We start from the raw sequence: 20,753 nt of genomic DNA, 5'->3' as shown, positions 1-20,753 counted from the left end.
GAGCGGGACGCCCAGCCTCAACCTGGGACGGCTCGCCACAAGCCCGAGCATGGCGCGCGTGCGCCCGGCTCCTAGACTCGTTCAGGGCCGTGTCCACACGCTTGGCCTGAAGCGTCGAGGAGGCCCATCCCGTCGGCCACCGAGACAAAAGCCACCAGCGAGTTCCACCCATGCCGTGCTCCTTGCCGATCACTCCCCGCAGGCTTGCCGCCGCGCTTCTCACCCTGCCGGTGGGGCTGGGCGCCGTCCTGGCGTCGGCCCAGACCGCCCCGCTCAACGACACCGGCCAGGCGCAGTGCTACAACGCCGCCAACGCCGCCGCGCCCTGCGACGAAGCCACCACCGGCAACGGCGCCACCCACCCTGGCCAGGACGGGCGCTTCGGGCGCGATGCTGCCCAGGCCGCCGGGGCGCTGCCCGCCAAGACCGGCGGCGGCGCGGCGGGCTTCGACTTCACCGCGCTAGACGCAGGCGGCAATGACACCGCCACCGGCTCTCACGCCTGCGTCAAGGACAACGTCACCGGCCTGACGTGGGAGGTCAAGCAGGCCGGGGCCAATACCGACTTGCGCTACACGGGCCACGCCTACGCCTGGTACGACAGCAGCCACCCGTCCAATCCCGGCAGCCAGGGCGCCAACACCTGCAACGGCACGCTGCCCGGCAGCCTGTGCAACACCCAGGCCTACGCGGCCGCCGTCAACGCCGCCGGGCTGTGCGGCCAGACCGGCTGGCGCCTGCCCACGCGGCGCGAGCTGCTGTCCATCGCTCACAACGGCGCTGCCAGCGCGCCCAGCATCGACACGACGTATTTCCCCGATTCCCAGTCGAACTGGGCATGGTGGACGTCGGATACCTATGAGCCCGTTCCAGCCGGCGCGTGGATCGTCTACTTCTACGGCGGCGACTCCAACGCCTTCAGCAAGGCCCTTACCTACTCGGTTCGCCTGGTGCGAAGCGGACAGTGACTTTTTCACTTTTGAGACGAGTGCCCTGGCCCATCCGACGAATTCGCTGTGAAAGCACCCCCATGCAAACCGCCGCACCCCGCACCCAAGGCCACCGCCCCGGCCTACCCTCCCTCCCATGGCCCTGGCCCGCAGGCGTAAGACGCACCCTGGCCCTGGCCGTCGCGCTGTGCGCGCCCAGCGCGTGGGCCGCCTTCATGGACAACGGCGATGGCACCGTGACCGACGACGCCACCGGCCTGGTGTGGGACCGATGCACCTATGGGCTCACCGGCGACACCTGCAGCGCGGGCGCGGCCTTTTCCGGCTCCTGGACCGCCGCGCTGGCACAAGCCAGGCAGGCCAACGTCGACGCCTACAAGAGGTTCAGCGACTGGCGCGTGCCCAACGTGAAGGAGCTGGAATCGCTGGTGAAGATCAACGCCCACAGCCCTGCCCTGGATACGGCGGCGTTTCCACCAGGGACGCAGCAAAGTGAAATTTTCTGGTCATCCACCACTGCTGCGCGCGGCCCCGGCGGCGTGTTGGGTGTCAACTTCTTCGACGGCAGCATCTTCACCTACGGCAAGACCTTCAACAACCACGTCCGTCTCGTGCGAGGCGGATGGCCCCTGGCCTCCTTTGATGGCCTGGGCGGCAACCCCAACACCATCACCTTCGCCGACCCCGGCGCGCAGGACTTCGGCACCACGCTCGCGTTGGCGGCCACAGCATCGTCCGGCCTGCCAGTGAGCTACGCCGCCACCGGCGTGTGCACGTTGAGCGGAGGCGTGGCCAGCTACACCGCTGCGGGCGACTGCGCCATCGAGGCCACGCAGGCGGGCGACGCCAACTGGGTGGCAGCCATCCCGGTGAGCCACACCTTCGCCGTCCATGCCGTGGCGCCGCGGGCGCCCGTGGGCGTGACGGTCACCCTCAGCGGCCCCGGCCAAGCCACGGTGAGCTGGACGGCGCCCGCCGACACCGGCGGCAGCGCCATCACGGGCTACGCCGTGCAGGCCGTGGAAGACGGCAGCCAGACTTGCACCCCCGTGCCGGCCACCGCGACCACCTGCGACGTCACCGGACTGACCAACGGCGAGACGTACACCTTCACCGTGGTGGCGGCCACCAGTGCGGGCGATGGACCGGCCTCCACCTCGTCCCACGCCGTCACGCCCACTTGGCGCAGCTTCACCGGCAACGCACCCACCGGCACGGGCGCGGTCACCGCCAGCTTCACCGGCGGCGGCGACGCCTGCACCTTCCAGCAGGTGCAACTGACTCAGCCCGCCGCCAGCGGCCCCACGGCGCCACCACCGGGCCTGAGCTTCCCGCACGGCCTGCTGGGCTTCGAACTCAGCCATTGCGACCAGAGCCCGGTGACGATGACCGTGGCCTACCCCGACGTGCCCGCCAGCGCCCAATACTGGAAGCTGCAGGATGGCGCCTGGACTGCTTACACGGCCACGGTCGGCGGCATCACGGTGGAGTTCACCTTGCAGGACGGCGGCGCCGGCGATGAAGACAACATGGTCAACGGTCGCATCGTGGACCCGGGCGGCTTGGGCATCCGGACATTGACGGCCGGCCCCGTGACGCCCGTGCCGACGCTGGGCACGTGGGCGATGGTGCTGCTGTCCGCGCTGCTGGCGGGCGTGGCGCCGCGGCGGCGCGGCAGGCCTGAGGCTTGAGCGTTTCAGGACGCTGGTCTGCGCCCATCAAGCGCTGTCAGCTATCAAATAGATAGCTTACGCCACAATATCCACGCGGGCCACAGACCAATTCGGCTTGAAAATCAAGCCGCCGCCCGCCGCCACGCCTCCCCCGCCGCCGCTTCGTCGCCACGCTGCTCGGCCAGCCCGGCCAGGGCGCGCCAGGCGTTGCGGCGCAGGCCATCGTCCTCCAGCGCGCGCGCGGCCTGGCCCAGCAGCAGTTGCGCGCGACCCCACAGGCCGCGGCGCAGGCAGGCCATGCCGGCCAGATACTGCAGCGTGGCGTCGCCCGGGTGGGCCTGCTGGGCGGCCTCGATGCGCGCCAGCCATTCCTGGTCCGACGGGTCGCCCGTGGCGGCCATGACGACCTCCAGCACGCGCACCAGGCGCGCGCGGTGCGTGTCCAGGAAGGATTCGGGCAGCGCCAGCATCTCGTCCCACACCGGCAGCAGCCACTGGCGCACCAGCGCGGCGTCGCCGCCCAGGGCCAGCAAGCGCTGCGCGGCGCGCAGGGCCAGTTCGGGCATGGCGCGCTCGCGGGGGTCGAGCTCGGCCCACGCCTGCCGCAGTTGCACCGCGTCGTGGGCGCCGGCGATCTGGTCGGCCGCCAGGCCGCGGATCAGGCTGCGCGCGGCCTGCGGCGAGAACGCGCGGTGCTTGGCCAGCAGGCGCGCGGTGTCCATGGCCTCGGCGATGCGGCCGGACTGGCGCGCGGCCTTGAGCTTGAGCCGCAGCGCGGCGGTGCGGCGGTTGGCGCCGGTGGGCAATTCGTCCAGACGGGCCAGCGCGGCGGCGGGGTCGCGCTCGTTCAGCGCCCAGCGCGCGGCGCGCAGCAGCGCGCCTTCGCGCAGCTCGGCGGGGGCGCCGGCGAGGGCGGCGGCGTCGAGCGCATGCGCCAGGTGCGCGTCGCGCGTGGCCTGGTCCTGCAGCGCGTGGGCGCTCTCGGCCACGGTGAGGTGGGCCAGCGCGCGCAGCGCGACGGTGTGCGGCGGTGCCTCGCCGCTCTCGGCCAGGACCTGCTCGCGCGCCACCGCGCTCTCGGCCGCCTTGCGAGCGCGCAGGTAGCGGCCGGCCATGAACTGGGCGAGCGCGTCCAGCAGCAGCGCGTGGGTGGCGCGCTCGCGCTGCTGGGCGCGCCAGCGGCGGGCCTGGCGCGGCAGCTCGAACAGGGCCGCCAGCGTGCGCAGCGTCGCGTACAGCAGCGCGAACAGGCCAGCCAGCAGCAGCAAGACCAGGTTGACGGACAGATCGACGCGGTGCGGCGGCCAGAAGACGGTGACGGTGCCGTCGTTGTCGCCGGTGAACAGGGCCAGCGCCACCGCGCCGGCGAACAAGCCCATCAGCCAGAGTGCGGCGCGCATGGCGGCTTACTTGCTTGCGGGCGCGCGCTGGCTGGCGGCCACGGCGCTGCCCAGCGCGACGAGGGTCTCGTCCACGCGCGGCAGATCGGCCGAGCGGGTGACGCCCTGGATCTGCTGCAGCAGCGTGGCGGCGGCCTGGGTGCGGCGCGAAGTGGGGTCGAACCAGGCGCCCAGCGCGGCGGCGCTGGCCGCCAGGTCGGCGCGCGCCGCTTCGTACTGGCGCGCCAGCAGCCCCAGGCGCGCGCCCTGCAGCCGCAGCTTGAGGTTCTCGCGCACGAAGAACGCCTGGTCGGGGCTGAGCAGGGTGGCCTCGGGCCGCTCGACGCGGCTGACGCGCAGCAGGCTGCGCGCCTCCTCGGCGAAGACGTGGCCGACGCGCTCCCACCAAGTGGCGGGCGCCTCCTGCGCGGGCGCGCCGCGCGGCGCGGCGTCGGCGCTGCCCACGTCGTTGGCCACGGGCAGGTCGTCCACCTGGCGCAGCAACTGGTCGATGCGGGCCAGCAGGCCGGCGGTGTCGGGGATGGCGGCGGTCTTCACGCGCTCCAGGTCGCGCGCCACGGCGCGGGCGACGGGCGCCAGGCGCGGGTCGCTGGCGCGCGCCAGGCGGCGCTCCGCGGTGCGCAGCGCGGCCAGCAGCGGCTCGACGCTGCCGGTGAGCTGGGCCTGGTCGCGCGCCACACGCAGCGCCGCTTCCAGCTCGACCGCCAGGTTCTCGTCGCGCGTGCGGGCCACGCTCTGCACCAGGTCTTCGAGCTGCGCGCGGTAGGCCGCCAGGTCGCTGACGCGGCCTTCCAGCGCGGCCACCTTGCCGACGGTGTCGCGCACCTCGGCCTCGGCCTGTCGCGCGAGGGTGCGCGCCTCGACCGAGCGGCTGCCGGCGTCGGCGCTCTGGCGCGCCAGTTGCTCCTGCATGCCGGAAACCTTCTGCCACAGCAGCACGCTGGTGGTGAGCGCGACGGCGGCCAGGATCCAGGCCAGCACCAGCCCCGGGCCGGCGCCGGCGCGCGGCGCGGCGTGGAGCGGCGTCGGCGCCATGGCGGCGGGCGGCGTTGCGGACGGCTGGTCGACGCTCATGTGAACGATTCTATCGACGCCACCACGTCGGCTGGCGCCGGCCGCGTCTCGCGCACGGCGCCGAAGCCGGCCGCGCGCGCGGCCTCGGCGATGCGCGGGTGCGTGGCCAGCGCGCGCGCGCCGGACCAGTCCTGCCGGGGCAGCGCGGCGCGCAGGTGGGCGATGGCCTCGGAGCTGCTGAACAGCCACAGGCTGCCGTCGCGCGCGGCGGCCTCGGCCAGGGCGCGCTGCGCGGCTTCGAGCACGGGCGCGGCGCGCCGGTAGGCGACGACCTGGTCCACCGCGCCGCCCGCCGCCGCGATCCGCCCCGCCAGCCAGTCGCGGCCGGCGGCGCGGCCCTGGGCATCGCCTCCGCGCACGATCAGCACGCGCGCGCCGGGCGTGATCTGCGGCGCTACCTGGGCCCACAGCGACTCGGAGTCGAACTGCGGCGCGCCGGGCGCCGGGGCGTCGATACGGCCGGCTGGCCAGCCGGCCTGCAGCAGCGCCGCGGTGGTGCCGGGGCCGGGCGACCATGCTCTTGTATTAATAGCTGACAGCGTAATATCCACGCTGGCTTGAGTCTGATTCGACTCAAGAAGACCTTCCACGGCGTTGCCGCTGACGAACATCGCGGCGTGCCAGTCCGCCAAGCGCGCGCGCGCCTCCAGCAGGGCGCCGCGCCGAGGCTCGGGCACGATGTCGATCAGCGGCAGCGCGAGGGCGTCGAGGCCTCGCGCTGCCAACACGCCGACCCAGCGCGCCGCCTCGCGCGCGGGGCGGGTGACGATGACGCGCGGCGGGGGCATCAGGTCAATGCGCGCCGCGTGCCCGCAGCTCGGCCGCCACCTGCTCGCCCAGGGCAGTGGCGGCGGCCTCGTCGGCCACGTCGGCCGCCGCCTCGGCGGTGACCAGCGGGGCCTGGCCCTCGGGCTCGCCCCAGGCGGCGCGCAGGCGCAGGCGCCCGGCCTGCAGCGTGGCGTGCGCCGCCAGCGGCATGGAGCAACTGCCGCCCAGCGCGCGGCTGACGGCGCGCTCGGCGGCCACGGCCAGGCTGGTGGCTGCGTCGGCCAGCGGGGCCAGCGCCTGCGCCAGGTCGGCGCGGTCGGCCCGGATCTCGATGCCCAGCGCGCCCTGCCCCGCCGCAGGGAGCATCTCGTCGGTGTCGAAGACGTGGCGGATGCGCCCGGCCAGGCCCAGGCGCTTGAGGCCCGCCGCCGCCAGCACGAGGCCGGCGTACTGCCCTTCGTCGAGCTTGCGCAGGCGCGTGTCGAGGTTGCCGCGCAGCGGCTCGATGCGCACATCCGGCCGCAGCGCGCGCAGCAGCACCGCGCGCCGCAGGCTGGAGGTGCCGACGACGGCGCCGGGCGGCAGATCGGCCAGGCTGGCATGGGCGGACGACACCCAGGCGTCGCGCGGGTCCTCGCGCGCCATCACGCAGGCCAGGGCGAAGCCGGGCGGCAGCTCCATCGGCACGTCCTTCAGCGAATGCACGGCGATGTCGGCACGGCCTTCTTCCAGCGCCGTTTCCAACTCCTTCACGAACAGGCCCTTGCCGCCGACCTTGCTGAGGCTGCGGTCCAGGATCTGGTCGCCGCGCGTGGTCATGCCCAGCAGCGCGACGGCGTGGCCGCGCGCGCGCAGCAGGGCCTGCACGTGCTCGGCCTGCCACAGGGCCAGGCGGCTTTCGCGGGTGGCGATGGTGATGGGGAAAGACATGGGCGGGGATGGTAACCGCCGGGCGCCCGTCAGAACCCGACTTCCTTCTGATGCCGCACGGCGAGGATCGTGACCGCATCCGGATCGATGTGGTAGCGGGCCACGTAGCCGCTGTCCCCGAAGTCGATGATCCACTCCCGGAACTCGTCGGGCATGTCGTCGATGGGCCGCCCGACGCCAGGTTGGAGGCCGAGCACCCTCACCCCGTGGCGCATGGCTTTCACCGCGCGCCTGGCGGCATCGGGATTCCTGGACACCAGAAAACGATAGAGGCGCTGCACGTCGAGCAGCGCCGGTCGCGACCAGATCAGGCGTGGCATTCAGGCGGCTCGACGTCGCTGCCTTGTTCGAGCTGTTCCAGCCAGGCATCGGCTTCCTCGGCGGTCACGTGCAATCCAGTGGCGCGGAACTCTTCCCACGCCTTGAGCGTGTCCTGGCGAAACGTTTCGCGTTTTTCCTCGCGCTCGACGTATTGGGTGATCGCCTCGCGCATCAGCCAGTGGGCAGTGCGGTGGCGCGCTTCGGCCAGCCGCTTCACGCGGGCCTTGATGTCCTCGTCGATCTTGATGGCTACGGGACGAACGACGGCAGCGGTCATGATGGCCTCCATGAAGGTATCTTGAGGTATTACCTTAGCATACCTGCGTGCTTTGCTTGCGCGCCACCCCGCCGCCCTACTCTCCCAGCGCCTCGCGCACCGCCGTCGTCTGCCGGCGCGACACGGCCAGCACCTCGTCCACGCCGGCCACCCGCACGGCCCAACCCTCGCCCTCCTCGGCGTCGTGGTGGCGCACCAGGGCGCGGATGGCGTGGCGCGCCACCAGCGCGTTGCGGTGGATGCGCAAGAAGCGCGCGGCGTGCTTCTCTTCGAGTTGGCTCAGGCTGCCGTCCAGCAGGTGGCTGGCGCCGGCCGTGCGCACGGTGACGTACTTCAGCTCGGCCTTCAGGTACAGCACCTCGGCCAGCGGCACGCGCAGGGTTCGGCCGCGCTCGGCGATCACCAGCCATTCCTGGGCCAAATCGGCCTCGGGCCCACGTGCCACCTGAGCCATGCGCTCTGCCTTTTGAAGCGCGGCCTGCAGGCGTTCGAGCCGCACCGGCTTGGTCAGGTAGTCCACCGCCTCGACCTCGAAGGCCTGCACGGCGTGCTCGGCGTGGGCGGTGACGAACACCACCAGCGGCGGCGGCGCGCCGGCCTGGCGCAGCGCGGCGGCCAGTTGCAAGCCGTCGGCGCCGGGCATGTGGATGTCCAGCAGCGCCACGTCGAAGCGCTGGTGCCGCGCCAGCGCCATGGCTTGGGCGGCGTTGCCGGCCTCGCCAGCGGCGATGGCGGCGGGCGCGCGGCAGTCGCCCAGCAGGGTGCGCAGGCGCGTGCGCGCCAGCGGCTCGTCGTCCACGATCAGCACGCGCAGCGTCATGTTTCGTCCCCCTGGGACAGCGGCACCTCGATGCGGGCCTGGTACACGTCCTCGACCAGCGCGGTGCGAAAGCCGCCCTGCAGGTCGTGCAGCAGGCGCAGGCGGCCCTGCACGTTGTCCAGCGCGATGCCGTGGCCGGGGTCGCCCTGGCCGGCGGGCACGGTGTTGGTGACCTTGACCAGCGCCATCCGCCCACGCACCTGGGTCGAGATGCGCAACCGCGCGCCGCGCGCGCTGGGCTCGACGCCGTGCTTGACGGCATTTTCCACCAGCGGCTGCAGGATCAGCGACGGCAGGCGCGCGGCGTCGGCGCGCTCGTCCAGCACCCATTCCACCCGCAGGCGCGGGCCGAAGCGCACCTGCTCGATGGCCAGGTAGCGGCGCGCCAGGGCGATCTCCTGGCCCACGGTGGAGCTGTCCTGCCGCTCGGCCAGAGCCTGGCGGAACAGGTCGGACAGGTCCTCCAGCACCGCCTCGGCCCGGGCCGGCTCCTCGCGCACCAGGGCGATGGCGGAGTTCAGCGTGTTGAACAGGAAGTGCGGGCGGATGCGCGCCTGCAGCTCGGCCAGCCGCGCCGCCGTGGCCGCGGGCAGGCGCCCGCGCACGCGCCACATCAGCCCCGCCACCAGCCCGGAGGCCAGCAGCGCGCCGGTGCAGGCGCTGGCCAGCCAGGGCGGCGACTCGGCCAGTTCCACCAGCGTCAGCGTGCCGCAGGCGTACAGCCCGGCCAGCGCCCCCAGGCCGATGCCGACCGCTCCCTGCGCCGGCCGCCGCAGGCGCGCGATGGGGCGCTTCAGCGCGCAGCCGGCCACCAGCCACAGCAGCGTGGCCGGCAGCGCGCCGCCGGTGATCAGCGCCACGCGCGCCAGCCACTCAGCCGGGCCGGCGGCCGTGTACATCAGCGCCACCGCGACCACGGCCTCGACGTACAGCACGGCGCGCAGGATCACGCCCACCTGGCAGGCGTCGAACACCAGCACCGGCGCGGCCTGCGGTGGCACCGGGGGCCGCGCCTGCTCGGCCAGGGTCGATAGAATTTGCGAATCCTCCATGTGCCCGCCGAGTGTAGGTCGGCCACCGGCGCGCTCATCCGCTCCGCCGCGCCGCCCGTCGCCTTCGGCGCCACCCCCACCGTCCCCTCTCTTCCATGTCCTCCAACCAACTCGACAAGAAATCCCAGGCCTGGTCGGCGCTGTTCTCCGAACCCATGAGCGAGCTGGTGCAGCGCTACACCGCCAGCGTGTTCTTCGACAAGCGCCTGGCCGCGGCCGACATCGAAGGCAGTCTGGCGCACGCCGAGATGCTGGCGGCGCAGGGCATCATTTCGCAAGACGATCACGCCGCCATCCAGCGCGGAATGAGCGCCATCAGCTCCGAAATAGAGAGCGGCGCTTTCGACTGGAAGCTGGCGCTGGAGGACGTGCACCTGAACATCGAGGCACGCCTGACGCAGCTCGTCGGCGACGCCGGCAAGCGCCTGCACACCGGCCGCAGCCGCAACGACCAGGTGGCCACCGACATCCGCCTGTGGCTGCGCGGCGAGATCGACCTGATCGGCGGCCTGCTGCGCGAACTGCAGGGCGCCCTGGTCGAAGTGGCCGAGCAAAACGTCGAGGTGATCCTGCCCGGCTTCACGCACCTGCAGGTGGCGCAGCCCGTCAGCTTCGCGCACCACCTGCTGGCCTACGTCGAAATGTTCGCGCGCGACGAGCAGCGCATGCAGGACGTGCGCCGCCGCGTCAACCAGTTGCCGCTGGGCAGCGCGGCGCTGGCCGGCACCAGCTACCCGCTGGACCGCGAGCGCGTGGCGCGCACGCTGGGCATGGAAGGTGTCTGCCAGAACAGCCTGGACGCGGTGAGCGACCGCGACTTCGCCATTGAGTTCACTGCCGCCGCATCGCTGTGCATGGTCCACATCAGCCGCCTGAGTGAGGAGCTGATTTTGTGGATGAGCCAGAACTTCGCCTTCATCCGCATCGCCGACCGCTTCACCACCGGCTCGTCGATCATGCCGCAGAAGAAGAACCCCGACGTGCCCGAGCTGGCGCGCGGCAAGACCGGCCGCGTCGTCGGCCACCTGGTGGGCCTGATCACCCTGATGAAGGGCCAGCCCCTGGCCTACAACAAGGACAACCAGGAAGACAAGGAGCCCCTGTTCGACACCGTGGACACGCTGCGCGACACGCTGCGCATCTTTGTCGAAATGATCGGTGGTCAGGTGGACCCGGCCACGGGCGCCAAGCAGGGCGGCATCACCGTCAACGCCCCCGCCATGGAAGCCGCCGCGCTAAAAGGCTACGCCACCGCCACCGACCTGGCCGACTACCTGGTGAAGAAGGGCCTGCCCTTCCGCGACGCGCACGAAACCGTGGCGCACGCCGTCAAGGCCGCCACCGAGCACGCCTGCGACCTGTCCGAGCTGCCGCTGGCGGTGCTGCAGGGCTTTCACCCCGCCATCGAGAAGGACGTGTACGACGTGCTCAGCCTGCGCGGCAGCCTGAACGCGCGCGACACCCTGGGCGGCACGGCGCCAGCGCAGGTGCGCGCGCAAATCGCGCGGCACCGGGCGCGGCTGGCCACGGCCTGATGCCGTGAAATTGCTACGTTAGTCATAGCTGAAGGCGCTGAATCCGCGCTGGCTACGCCTCAATCCTGCGCAAACCGCTGCACCACCAGATCGCGCAGCGCCTGCGCGGCCGGCGACAGCGTGCCGGCGCGCTGCACCAGCACGATGGGCCGCACCAGGCCCGGCAGGGGCAGCGGGCGCGCCACCAGGCCCTCGCCACGGAACTGGTACAGCGTGAGCGTGGGCACCACGCTGATGCCCAGGCCCGCCTCCACCATGCCGCGCACGGTGGCGAGCTGCTCCACCTCCAGCAGCGTGTCCAGCACCAGGGGGTGCAGCGCCGCCTCCAGTGCCTGCCGGACGCTGGTGGCGCGCGCCATCTGGATGAAGGGATAGCCCGCCAGCGCCTTGGGCGTGAGCCGCGCGCGCTGCGCCAGCGGGTGGCCGGCCGGGCACACCAGGTGAAAGCCATCGGTGCGCAGCACGCGCACCTGCAGGCCCTCGGCACGCGCGCCGCCCAGCGCGCCCGACGCCAGCGCGAAGTCGGCCTGGCCGCCGCGCACCAGCTCGACGCAGGGGTCGGACAGCACGTCGGACAGTTGCAGCGCGATCCCCGGGTAGCGCACGCGAAATTCGGACAGCAGCGCCGGCAGCCAGCCCGCCGCCAGCGAGGGCAGCGCCGCCACGTGCACGCGGCCCTTGCGCCGCTGCACGTGGTCGGCCAAGTCGCCCAGCGCGTCGCGCGCGTCGTGCAGCAGGCGCCGCGCGGCGGGCTCGAAGCGCTCGCCCAGGGCCGTCAGGCGCACGCTGCGGGTGTCGCGGTCGAACAGGCGGCCGCCCACGCCGTCCTCCAGCGCGCGGATCAGGGTGCTGAAGGCCGGCTGCGACAGATGGCAGGCCTCGGCCGCCCGCGTGAAGCTGCGCTGGGTGGCCAGTTGCATAAAGGCGCGCAACTGGCGCGTGGACAGATCGGGCTGGCGCATTGATTCGATAACCAGATGAATTGATTCTGACTTTCGATTTTACGAATGCAAGTCCAGCGTCTACATTGGGGCCATGCCTACCCACCCCCCACCTCTATTGATCGGCTGCGCCGCCGGCTTCTCCGGCGACCGCACCGACGCCGCCGGCCCCGTGGTCGACACCTTGATCGCGCGCCTGTCCGCCGGCCCGGCCGGCCAGCAGGCGTTCCTGATCTTCGAAACCCTGGCCGAGCGCACCCTGGCGCTGGCCCAGTTGCGCCGCCGCGCCGACCCCGACGCCGGCTACGAGCCGCTGCTGGACGACATGCTGCGCCCGGTGCTGGCGCGCGCCCTGGTCGCGGGGATCCGCATCGTCAGCAACTTCGGCGCCGCCAACCCGCGGGCCGCCGCCGACCACATCGCCCGCATGGCGCGCGAGCTGGGGGTGCCGGTGCCGCGCATCGCGACGGTGAGCGGCGACGACGTGTCCGGCCCCGCGCAGCGCGACCTGCTGCGCGAACGCCTGGGCGCGCAGATGCCCTTGCCCGAAGTGGACGCGCTGCGCGTGGTCAGCGCCAACGCCTACATCGGTGCCGAACCCATCGCCGCCGCGCTGCGCGACGGCGCGCAGGTGGTGGTGTGCGGACGCGTGTCCGACCCCTCGCTGGCGGTGGGCCCCGCCATGGCGTATTTCGGCTGGGCGGCCGATGACTGGGACCGCCTGGCCCGCGCCACCATGGCGGGCCACCTGCTGGAATGCGGCGCCCAGGTTTGCGGCGGCTACTTCGCCGACCCCGGCTACAAGGAGGTGCCGGCGCCGGAGTCCATCGGCTTTCCCATCGCCGAGATCGACCACGAGGGCCATTGCACTGTCACCAAGGCCGACACCCCCGGCGGCCTGGTCAGCTTGCAGACCGTCAAGGAGCAACTGCTCTACGAGGTGCACGACCCCGCCGCCTACCTGACGCCCGACGTGATGGCCGACATCACCGAGGCGCAGGTGGAGCAGTTGGCGCCCAACCGCGTGCGCCTGACGGGCGTGCGCGGCCACCCCCGCCCGGCCGACCTGAAGGTGAACCTGTGCCACGAGGGCGGCTGGCTGGCCGAGGGCGAGATTTCCTACGCCGGCCCTCGTGCCGAGGCCCGCGCCCGCCTGGCCGCCGACACCTTGCGCAAGCGCCTGCCGCGATTGAATCTGCGGGTCGATCTGATCGGCGTGCTCAGCGTCTTCGGCGACGACGCCGGCCGCACGCTGGCCCAACTGCCCCCCGGCGACGCGCGGGACGTGCGCCTGCGCGTGGCCGCCACGCACGCCGAGCGCGCCCAGGCCGACCGCCTGACGCGCGAGGTGATGGCCCTCTACACCTGTGGCCCAGCCGGCGGCGGCGGCGTGCGCAGCGCCATGACGGCGCGGCTGAACACCATCAGTTGCCTGCTGCCGCGCCAAGCCGTGCCGACCCGGCACGAACTTCTGCATGGAGCCACCGCATGAACACCGCCGACACCCTCACCGTCCCCCTGTACCGCGCCGCCCACGGCCGCACCGGCGACAAGGGCAACCGCTCCAACATCAGCGTGATCGCCTGGCACCCCGCGCTGTGGCCGCTGCTGGTGGAGCAGGTCACGCCCGAGGCGGTGGCCGCGCGCTTTGCCCTGCGCCAGCCCAGCCGCGTGCAGCGCCACCTGCTGCCGCGCCTGGCGGCCATGAACTTCGTGCTTGACGAGGTGCTGGACGGCGGCGTCAACGACGCGCTCAACCTCGACGCGCACGGCAAGTCGCTCTCGTACCTGCTGCTGGGCCTGCCGATCCGGGTGCCGGCGGACTTGCAACAGCACCTGGCCGGACCGGCTCAGGACTGACCCTTTCACGCACCACGATTTCACCAAGGAGACTCCCCATGATCCGTCGCCGCACCCTGGCCCTGGCCGCCACCCTCGCCCTCGCCGGCACCGCCGCGCTGGCGCAAGGCTTTCCCACCAAGCCCATCACCTTCGTCGTGCCGTTCGCGGCCGGCAGCGCCACCGACCAACTGGCGCGCGCCCTGGGCGCCGAGGTGACGGCGCACGCCAAGCAGTCGGTGGTGGTGGACAACAAGGCCGGCGCCAGCGGCTTCATCGCCGCGCAGCAGGTGGCGCGCGCCCCAGCCGACGGCCACACCGTGCTGATCACCACCAACACCACGCACGCAGCCAACGAGCACCTGTACAAGAAGCTGCCCTACGACCCGGTGAAGGACTTCGCGCCCCTGACCCTGCTGGGCAAGGGCGGCCAGATCATGGTGGTGCGCGCCGACCACGGCGCCAAAACGGTCGGCGAGTTCATCGCCCTGGCCAAGAAGGAACCGGGCAAGCTCAGCTTCGGCAGCGGCTCGTCCTCCAGCCGCATCGCCGGCGAGCTGCTGCAGCAAATGGCCGACATCAAGCTGCTGCACGCGCCCTACAAGAGCAACCCCAGCGCCCTGACCGACCTGCTGGGCGGCCAGATCGACATGATGATCACCGACATGTCCACCGGCCTGCCCCAGATCAAGGGCGGCAAGCTGCGCGCCCTGGGCGTGTCCAGCGCCAAGCGCTCGCCGCTGGCCCCCGACGTGCCCACCATCGCCGAGGCCGGCGTCAAGGGCTACGAGATGGGCTACTGGTTCGCCGCCTATGCCCCGGCCGGCACGCCGCCCGCCGTGGTCAAGCGCCTGAACGAGTTGCTGGCCGCCGCTGCCAGGAGCGCTGCGGCGGGCAAGGCCTTCTACGAGCCCTCGGGCACCGAGGTGGCCACGTCGTCGCCGGACGAACTGGCCAAGTTCCAGGCCGCCGAGTCGCAGAAGTGGGGCCGCATCATCAAGGCGGCGGGCATCCAGGCCGAATAGGCCGCGTCCGGGTATTCATGACCGGCGCCAGGGGGTGGGCGCCGGCCAGCGTCCACCCCGGTTTTGCTACCCTACCCAGGCCGCCACCCACCTGGGAACCCCAGCATGACCCCGCCCTCCCCCGCGCGCCGCCCCGCCCGTCTCCTCGTCCTGCTGGCGGGCATGCTGGCCGCCAGCGCCCAGGCCCTCACCGTCACGGCGCTCAGCCCGCAAGGCGAGGTGTCGCGCGTGCGGCAGGTGGTCGCCAAGTTCAGCGAGAACGCGGTGAACTTCGGTGACCCGAAAGCGCCCGCGCCGCTCGCCGTGAGCTGCGACGACCCGGCGGCTTCCGGCGGCCAGGGCCGCTGGACCAGCGCACGCGAATGGGTGTTCGATTTCACCAGCGACCTGCCGCCCGGCGTGCGCTGTCGGGTGCAGGCGGTTTCAGGGTTCAAATCGGCCTCGGGCTTAGATCTGGCGGGCGCCACCAGCTATCAATTCAGTACCGGCGGCCCGTTCGTGCAGCGCGTCGTGCCGGGCACGTCGCAGCCGATCGAGGAGGAGCAGATCTTCGTCTTGCGCCTGAACGGCGCGGCCACCGCCGACAGCGTTCGCGCCAACGTCTGGTGCGCGGTGGACGGCCTGGGCGAGCGCGTGCCGGTGCGCCTGGTCGAGGGCGAGCCGCGCGCGGGGCTGCTGAAAGCGCTGGACCTGGAGAGCGAGGCCGCGCGCGCGCCGCTGCGTCTCCACGCCCTGCAATGCGCCCGCCGCTTCACCGCGGCCAGCCGCGTGCAAGTCGTCTACGGCGCCGGCGTGGCCACGCCCAGCGGCGTGGCCAACCGGGTGGAACAACGCTTCGCCTTCCACGTGCGCGAGCCCTTCACCGCCAGCACCAGTTGCGAGCGCGAGAACGCGCAGGCCGCGTGCATGCCGATCCGCCCCATCGAGCTGGCCTTCAACGCCCCGGTGCCGCGCCGGCTGCTGGACGGCATCCGCCTGCGCTCGGACAAGGCCGAGTTCAAGCCGTCGATCGAGGACGGCGCCGACGCCGACGCGCTGGTGGAGCGGCTGCGCTTCGACGGCCCCCTGCCCGAACGCACCGCCTTCACCCTCGGCCTGCCGCCCGACCTGCGCGACGCCAGCGGTCGCCTGCTGGCCAACGCCGCCAGCTTTCCGCTCCAGATCGCCACCGGCCCGATGCCGCCGCTGGCCAAGTTCGCCGCCGCGCCCTTCGGCATCGTCGAGCGCTTCGCCGAAGGGCCCGGCGGCCCAGCGCTGCTGCCCGTCACGCTGCGCACCACCGAGCCGCAGCTCAAGGCGCAGGCGATGCAGGTCAACCAACTGCAGCCGCAAAGCGACGCCGACATCATCGCCTGGTTCACGCGCGTGCAGCGCTACGACGGCTTCTACGTGCCGCGCAAGCAGGCCGCCGCCGACCTGGGCCGCCCGCTGCCCGCGCCGGTCAACGACGAGACCAAGGACAACGTGGAGTCGCGCACGCTGTCGCTGCTGGCCGGCCGGCAGGACGTGAAGACGATCGACCTGCCGCCCCCGCCCGGCGGCGGCGAGCGGCCGTTCGAGGTGGTGGGCATCCCGCTGGCGCCGGGCTTCCACGTGCTGGAACTGGCCTCGCAGCGGCTGGGCCAGTCGCTGCTGGACGGCAAGTACGGCGCCCACCGGACGATGGTGGTGCGCACCTCGGCCCTGGTCACCAACCTGGGCGTTCACTTCAAGCTGGGGCGCGAGGGCGCGCTGGCCTGGGTCACGACGCTGGACAAGGGCCAGCCGGTCGAGGGTGCCACGGTGCGCGTGTCCGACTGCGCCGGCAAGCCCGTGGCCACCGCCACCACCGACGCGCGGGGCATCGCCGCCTTCAAGGGCATTTCGCCGCAGGCGCCCAACTGCGCGGGCGACGATGACTGGCTGGGCGACTTCCAGCAGGCGTACTTCGTCAGCGCTCGCGCGCAGGCCGGCGGCGTGCAGGACATGGCCTTCACCTGGTCGTCGTGGCAGCGCGGCATCGAGCCCTGGCGCTTCAACGCGCCCACCAGCCGCGAGGCCGCGCCGGACGTGCGCGCCCACACGGTGTTCGACCGCACCCTGCTGCGCGCGGGCGAGACGGTGTCGATGAAGCACCTGCTGCGCACCGAGACCGGCGCCGGCTTCGGCCTGCCCAAGGCCAACCCGGCCACGCTGGTCGTCACGCACGTGGGCAGCGGGCAGGAATACACGCAGCCGCTGGTCTGGCGCGCCACCGCCACCGGCGGGCGCAGCGCCGAAAGCGCCTTCGCCATCCCCCAGGCAGCCAAGCTGGGCGTGTACCAGGTCACGCTGCGCGCGACCGGCGGCGAGGACGGGCAGCTGAGCCTGGACAGCGGCCAGTTCCGCGTCGAGGAGTTCCGCCTGCCGGTGCTGCAGGGCCGCGTCGGCCCGCAGGACACCGGCCCGCTGGTGGGCGCCACCCGCGTACCGGTGCAGGTGCAGGTCGGCTACGTCGGCGGCGGGCCGGCGGGCAACCTGCCGGTGCGCGTGTCGGCATTGACGCGCGGCAAGACGCCGGACTACGCCGACCACGGCGAGTTCAGCTTCAGCGCCCCGCGCCCGCGCCCGCGCCAGGACGGCCCCGATACCAGCTATGCGGGCGAGGAAGAAGCCGCCGCGCGGGACGACACGCAAGTGGTCGCCGACAAGCTGCCCGCCACCCTGGGCCGCGACGGGCTGGGCCAGGTGGTCATCGACGCCATCGAACCCTCGCCCCAGCCGCGCGAGCTGGTCATCGAGGCCACCTACGCCGACCCCGGCGGCGAGGTCCAGACCCTGCGCGGAAGCGCCACGCTGTGGCCCGCCGCCGTGGTGGCCGGCATCCGGGCCGAGGGCTGGGTGTCGGCCGGCCAGACGGCACGGCTGCAGGTGCTGGCGCTGGACCTGGCGGGCCAGCCCAGGGCCGGCGTGCCGCTCGACGTGCGGGCCATCGCGCGCACCACCACCACCAGCCGCAAGCGCATGGTGGGCGGCTTCTACGCCTACGACAGCCGCACCGAGACCCAGGACCTGGGCACCGTCTGCACCGGCACGAGCGACGCGCGCGGCCTGCTGGCGTGCGACGCGAAGCTGGCCCAGGCCGGCGAGATCGAGTTGGTCGCCTCCGCGCGCGACGACCAGGGGCGCGCGTCGGTGGCCGCCACCTCGGTGTGGGTCACGCGCCAGGGCGAGCTGTGGTTCGGCGGCGAGAACCACGATCGCATCGACGTGCTGCCCGAGAAGAAGGCCTACCAGGCCGGCGAGACCGCGCGCCTGCAGGTGCGCATGCCCTTCCGCCGCGCCACCGCCCTGGTCGCGGTGGAGCGCGAGGGCATCCTCCACACCGAAGTGGTGCAGCTGCGCGGCGACGACCCCACCGTCAGCCTGAAGATCCAGGAAGGCTGGGGCCCCAACGTCTACGTCAGCGTGCTGGCGCTGCGCGGCCGGCTGTTCGACGTGCCGTGGTACAGCTTCTTCACCTGGGGCTACAAGGCGCCGCGCGAGTGGTGGCAGGCGTTCTGGCACGACAGCAAGGACTACGCCTTGCCCACGCCGCTGGTGGACCTGAGCAAGCCCGCCTTCCGCCTCGGCATGGCCGGGCTGCGCGTGGGCACCGGGGCGCACGAGCTGGCCGTGGAGGTGAAAGCCGACCAGCCGACCTACCCCGTGCGCGGCAAGGCCCGGGTCACCGTCACCGTCAAGCGCCCCGACGGCCAGCCCGCCGCCAACGCCGAGGTCGCGCTGGCCGCCGTGGACCAGGCCCTGCTGGAGCTGATGCCCAACCGCAGCTGGCGCCTGCTGGACGCCATGCTGGCCCGCCGCGCCTGGGGCGTGGAGACGGCCACGGCGCAGATGGAAATCATCGGCCGCCGCCACTACGGCCGCAAGGCGGTGCCCGCCGGCGGCGACGGCGGCGCCAGCCCCACGCGCGAGCTGCTCGACACGCTGCTGCTGTGGCAGCCCCGCGTGCAGCTCGACGCGCGAGGCCAGGCCCGCGTCGAGGTGCCGCTGAACGACGCGCTCACCACCTTCCAGATCGTCGCCGTGGCCGACGCGGGCACCGGCCTGTTCGGCACTGGCCAGACCACCATCCGCGCCACGCAGGACCTGCAGATCATCAGCGGCCTGCCGCCGCTGGTGCGCGAGGGCGACCAGTTCCGCGCCCAGCTCACGCTGCGCAACACCACGGGCAAGGCGATGAAGGTGGAAGTCAAGCCGCGCGCCACGCTGCTGGAGCTGCCGCCGCAGACGGTGGACATCCCCGCCGGCGAGGCGCGCGAGGTGCACTGGGACGTGACCGCGCCGCCGCAACTCGCCGCCACGCGCGCCGAGGCGCTGCTGTGGGAGATCGAGGCGCGCGATGCGGGCGGTGGCGCGCGCGACGCGCTCAAGGTCAGCCAGCGCATCGTACCCGCCGTGCCGCTGACGGTGCAGCAGGCCACCCTGGTGCAGCTCGACGGCTCCTACACGCTGGACGTGGCGCCGCCGGCCGACGCCCTGCCCGGCCGCGGCGGCCTGCGACTGGCCCTGCAGCCGAGGCTGGCTGGGGGCCTGCCCGGCGTGCGCGACTGGTTCGCGCGCTACCCCTACGCCTGCCTGGAGCAGAAGGCCAGCAAGGCCATCGGCCTGCGCGACGAGAAGCTGTGGCAGCAGACCGTGGCGCAACTGCCGGCCTACCTGGACGGCGACGGGCTGGCCAGCTACTTCCCGCCGCGCGCGGGCGACGCCGACCGGGGCAGCGACACCCTCACCGCCTGGCTGCTGGCGGCCACGCACGAAGCCGGCCGCATCAATCCCGTGTACCGCCTGCCGGACGAGCCGCTGCGGCGCATGCTGGCCGGCCTGGCCGCCTTCGTGGACGGCAAGCTGGAGCGCAAGCACTGGTCGCCGCGCGCCGACCTGGACGTGCGCAAGCTCGCCGCCATCGAGGCGCTGTCGCGCCACGGCGCCGCCCAGCCCGGCATGCTGAGCAGCCTGACGGTGGCGCCCAACCAGTGGCCGACCCACGCGCTGATCGACTGGGTGAACGTGCTGCGGCGCGTCAAGGGCATCCCCGACCAGCCGCGCCGGCTGGCCGAGGCCACGCAGATTCTGCGCGCGCGCCTGTCCGCCCAGGGCACGCGCCTGGTCTTCAGCACCGAGCAGGACGACCACTGGTGGTGGCTGATGGCCGGCGGCGACGTCAACGCCGCGCGCCTGCTGCTGGCGGTGATGGACGACGCGGCCTGGAAAGACGACCTGGGCCGGCTGGTGGCCGGCTTCATCGGCCGGCAGAAGGGCGGCGCCTGGAGCACCACCACCGCCAACCTGTGGGGCGGGCTGGCGCTGGAGCAGTTCTCGCGCCAGCACGAGGCCGCGCCCGTGGCCGGCACCACGCGCGCCGCGCTGGGCACCGCCACGGCGCAGGTCGATTGGGCCCAGGTCACGCGGCTGAAGGCCGGCGAGCCCACCGCCGCCGGCCGCTTCTTCGGCGTGCCCGCCGCGCCCGGCCAGCTCACCGGCAACACCATGGCGCTGCCCTGGGGCAGCGCGGTGCCGGGCGCGGTGCTGCCGCTCACCGTCACCCACGCGGGCAGCGGCAAGCCCTGGCTGACGCTGCAGTCGCTGGCGGCGGTGGAGCTGAAGGCGCCGTTTGCCGCCGGCTACCAGATCAGGAAGACCATCACCCCCGTCGAGCAGGCCAACAAGGGCCTGCCCGCCGGCCAGTACACGCGCGGCGACGTGCTGCGCATCACGCTGGAGGTCACCGGCAGCGCCGACATGACCTGGGTCGCCATCACCGACCCCATCCCCGCTGGCGCCACCATCCTGGGCAGCGGTCTGGGGCGCGATTCAGCCATCGCCACCCAGGGCGAGCAGCGCGGCGGCCCTGGCTGGCCGGCGTTCGAGGAGCGCAGCTTCGAGGCCTTCCGCAGCTACCACGAATACGTGCCGAAAGGCACCGTGAAGATGGACTACACCGTGCGCCTGAACAACGCCGGCAGCTTCCAGCTGCCGCCCAGCCGCGTCGAGGCGCTGTACGCGCCGGAGATGTTCGGCGAGGCGCCCAACGCGCGCATCGGCGTGAAGATGCCCTGAACCTTCGGCGCGCCGCGCGCTCCATCCCCGGGGCGGCTGCGCGCCGCCCGCTCACCTTTTCTTTTTCTGC

Annotated in this window: 16 protein-coding genes; 7 read left to right on the top strand and 9 right to left on the bottom strand. The window is 72.9% G+C overall.

What is annotated here, in order from left to right:
• Nucleotides 1–182: 182 nt before the first annotated feature.
• Both IPG65_RS14900 and IPG65_RS14895 read left to right on the top strand, forming a co-directional pair.
• Nucleotides 183–968 carry a DUF1566 domain-containing protein gene (locus IPG65_RS14900; protein ID WP_293191267.1) on the top strand — a complete coding sequence of 262 codons (786 nt, stop codon included), beginning with the start codon at nt 183–185 and terminating at the stop codon, nt 966–968.
• Nucleotides 969–1,030: 62 nt separating this feature from the next.
• Nucleotides 1,031–2,641 carry an IPTL-CTERM sorting domain-containing protein gene (locus IPG65_RS14895; RefSeq protein WP_293191264.1) on the top strand — a complete coding sequence of 537 codons (1,611 nt, stop codon included), beginning with the start codon at nt 1,031–1,033 and terminating at the stop codon, nt 2,639–2,641.
• 104 nt (nt 2,642–2,745) lie between these two features.
• Here the strand turns inward: IPG65_RS14895 and IPG65_RS14890 are convergent, their stop codons facing one another.
• The 8 genes from IPG65_RS14890 to IPG65_RS14855 all read right to left on the bottom strand — a co-directional run bounded on the left by IPG65_RS14890 (nt 2,746) and on the right by IPG65_RS14855 (nt 9,265).
• Nucleotides 2,746–4,023: a heme biosynthesis HemY N-terminal domain-containing protein gene (locus IPG65_RS14890; RefSeq protein ID WP_293191261.1), complete on the bottom strand. Its 1,278-nt coding sequence runs from the start codon at nt 4,021–4,023 to the stop codon at nt 2,746–2,748.
• Between the two features lie 6 nt (nt 4,024–4,029).
• Nucleotides 4,030–5,097, bottom strand: a complete 1,068-nt coding sequence (locus IPG65_RS14885) for a uroporphyrinogen-III C-methyltransferase (protein ID WP_293191259.1) — start codon at nt 5,095–5,097, stop codon at nt 4,030–4,032.
• Complete coding sequence (locus IPG65_RS14880; protein WP_293191257.1) at nt 5,094–5,885, bottom strand: uroporphyrinogen-III synthase; 792 nt, start codon at nt 5,883–5,885, stop codon at nt 5,094–5,096. The genes IPG65_RS14885 and IPG65_RS14880 overlap by 4 nt, the downstream gene beginning before the upstream one ends.
• 4 nt (nt 5,886–5,889) lie before the next feature.
• The gene (gene hemC, locus IPG65_RS14875; RefSeq protein ID WP_293191255.1) at nt 5,890–6,795 is read right to left on the bottom strand and encodes a hydroxymethylbilane synthase; all 906 of its coding nucleotides are present in this window, start codon (nt 6,793–6,795) and stop codon (nt 5,890–5,892) included.
• Nucleotides 6,796–6,824: 29 nt separating this feature from the next.
• A complete protein-coding gene (locus tag IPG65_RS14870) occupies nt 6,825–7,115 on the bottom strand; it encodes a type II toxin-antitoxin system RelE/ParE family toxin (protein ID WP_293191253.1) in 291 nt (96 codons plus the stop codon).
• A complete protein-coding gene (locus IPG65_RS14865; protein WP_293191251.1) occupies nt 7,103–7,393 on the bottom strand; it encodes a CopG family ribbon-helix-helix protein in 291 nt (96 codons plus the stop codon). The genes IPG65_RS14870 and IPG65_RS14865 overlap by 13 nt, the downstream gene beginning before the upstream one ends.
• A 76-nt stretch (nt 7,394–7,469) precedes the next feature.
• On the bottom strand, nt 7,470–8,213 hold the full coding sequence (locus tag IPG65_RS14860; RefSeq protein ID WP_293191249.1) for a LytTR family DNA-binding domain-containing protein: 744 nt from the start codon (nt 8,211–8,213) through the stop codon (nt 7,470–7,472).
• A complete protein-coding gene (locus IPG65_RS14855; RefSeq protein WP_293191247.1) occupies nt 8,210–9,265 on the bottom strand; it encodes a histidine kinase in 1,056 nt (351 codons plus the stop codon). The genes IPG65_RS14860 and IPG65_RS14855 overlap by 4 nt, the downstream gene beginning before the upstream one ends.
• A 95-nt stretch (nt 9,266–9,360) precedes the next feature.
• Between IPG65_RS14855 and argH the strand changes: the two genes are divergently transcribed.
• Nucleotides 9,361–10,800, top strand: a complete 1,440-nt coding sequence (gene argH, locus IPG65_RS14850; protein WP_293191245.1) for an argininosuccinate lyase — start codon at nt 9,361–9,363, stop codon at nt 10,798–10,800.
• 59 nt (nt 10,801–10,859) lie between these two features.
• On the opposite strand, the gene IPG65_RS14845 is transcribed toward argH, so the two are convergent.
• Nucleotides 10,860–11,762: a LysR family transcriptional regulator gene (locus IPG65_RS14845; RefSeq protein ID WP_293191242.1), complete on the bottom strand. Its 903-nt coding sequence runs from the start codon at nt 11,760–11,762 to the stop codon at nt 10,860–10,862.
• 73 nt (nt 11,763–11,835) lie between these two features.
• On the opposite strand from IPG65_RS14845, the gene IPG65_RS14840 reads away from it, so the two are divergent.
• The 4 genes from IPG65_RS14840 to IPG65_RS14825 all read left to right on the top strand — a co-directional run bounded on the left by IPG65_RS14840 (nt 11,836) and on the right by IPG65_RS14825 (nt 20,683).
• A complete protein-coding gene (locus IPG65_RS14840; RefSeq protein WP_293191240.1) occupies nt 11,836–13,233 on the top strand; it encodes an acyclic terpene utilization AtuA family protein in 1,398 nt (465 codons plus the stop codon).
• Entirely contained in the window at nt 13,230–13,601 is a 372-nt protein-coding gene (locus IPG65_RS14835) for a hypothetical protein (RefSeq protein ID WP_293191237.1), read from the top strand. Before IPG65_RS14840 ends, IPG65_RS14835 begins: the two co-directional genes overlap by 4 nt.
• A gap of 38 nt (nt 13,602–13,639) precedes the next feature.
• Nucleotides 13,640–14,605, top strand: a complete 966-nt coding sequence (locus IPG65_RS14830; protein WP_293191234.1) for a tripartite tricarboxylate transporter substrate binding protein — start codon at nt 13,640–13,642, stop codon at nt 14,603–14,605.
• Nucleotides 14,606–14,710: 105 nt separating this feature from the next.
• Entirely contained in the window at nt 14,711–20,683 is a 5,973-nt protein-coding gene (locus IPG65_RS14825) for an MG2 domain-containing protein (protein WP_293191231.1), read from the top strand.
• The last annotated feature ends 70 nt before the right edge of the window (nt 20,684–20,753 follow it).

The sequence above is a fragment of the Ottowia sp. genome, from assembly GCF_016703145.1.
GTDB lineage: Bacteria > Pseudomonadota > Gammaproteobacteria > Burkholderiales > Burkholderiaceae_C > Ottowia.
The sequence above is the reverse complement of the archived record's forward strand: the minus strand, read 5'-3'. Positions and strand labels throughout refer to the sequence as shown.

Coding starts and splice junctions, on each gene's coding strand:
- IPG65_RS14895 (WP_293191264.1), top strand. CDS start 1,031: ATGCAAACCGCCGCACCCCGCACCCAAGGCCACCGCCCCGGCCTACCC.
- argH (WP_293191245.1), top strand. CDS start 9,361: ATGTCCTCCAACCAACTCGACAAGAAATCCCAGGCCTGGTCGGCGCTG.
- IPG65_RS14845 (WP_293191242.1), bottom strand. CDS start 11,762: ATGCGCCAGCCCGATCTGTCCACGCGCCAGTTGCGCGCCTTTATGCAA.
- IPG65_RS14835 (WP_293191237.1), top strand. CDS start 13,230: ATGAACACCGCCGACACCCTCACCGTCCCCCTGTACCGCGCCGCCCAC.
- IPG65_RS14825 (WP_293191231.1), top strand. CDS start 14,711: ATGACCCCGCCCTCCCCCGCGCGCCGCCCCGCCCGTCTCCTCGTCCTG.
- IPG65_RS14880 (WP_293191257.1), bottom strand. CDS start 5,885: ATGCCCCCGCCGCGCGTCATCGTCACCCGCCCCGCGCGCGAGGCGGCG.
- IPG65_RS14890 (WP_293191261.1), bottom strand. CDS start 4,023: ATGCGCGCCGCACTCTGGCTGATGGGCTTGTTCGCCGGCGCGGTGGCG.
- IPG65_RS14830 (WP_293191234.1), top strand. CDS start 13,640: ATGATCCGTCGCCGCACCCTGGCCCTGGCCGCCACCCTCGCCCTCGCC.
- IPG65_RS14870 (WP_293191253.1), bottom strand. CDS start 7,115: ATGCCACGCCTGATCTGGTCGCGACCGGCGCTGCTCGACGTGCAGCGC.
- hemC (WP_293191255.1), bottom strand. CDS start 6,795: ATGTCTTTCCCCATCACCATCGCCACCCGCGAAAGCCGCCTGGCCCTG.
- IPG65_RS14860 (WP_293191249.1), bottom strand. CDS start 8,213: ATGACGCTGCGCGTGCTGATCGTGGACGACGAGCCGCTGGCGCGCACG.
- IPG65_RS14855 (WP_293191247.1), bottom strand. CDS start 9,265: ATGGAGGATTCGCAAATTCTATCGACCCTGGCCGAGCAGGCGCGGCCC.
- IPG65_RS14840 (WP_293191240.1), top strand. CDS start 11,836: ATGCCTACCCACCCCCCACCTCTATTGATCGGCTGCGCCGCCGGCTTC.
- IPG65_RS14865 (WP_293191251.1), bottom strand. CDS start 7,393: ATGACCGCTGCCGTCGTTCGTCCCGTAGCCATCAAGATCGACGAGGAC.
- IPG65_RS14885 (WP_293191259.1), bottom strand. CDS start 5,097: ATGAGCGTCGACCAGCCGTCCGCAACGCCGCCCGCCGCCATGGCGCCG.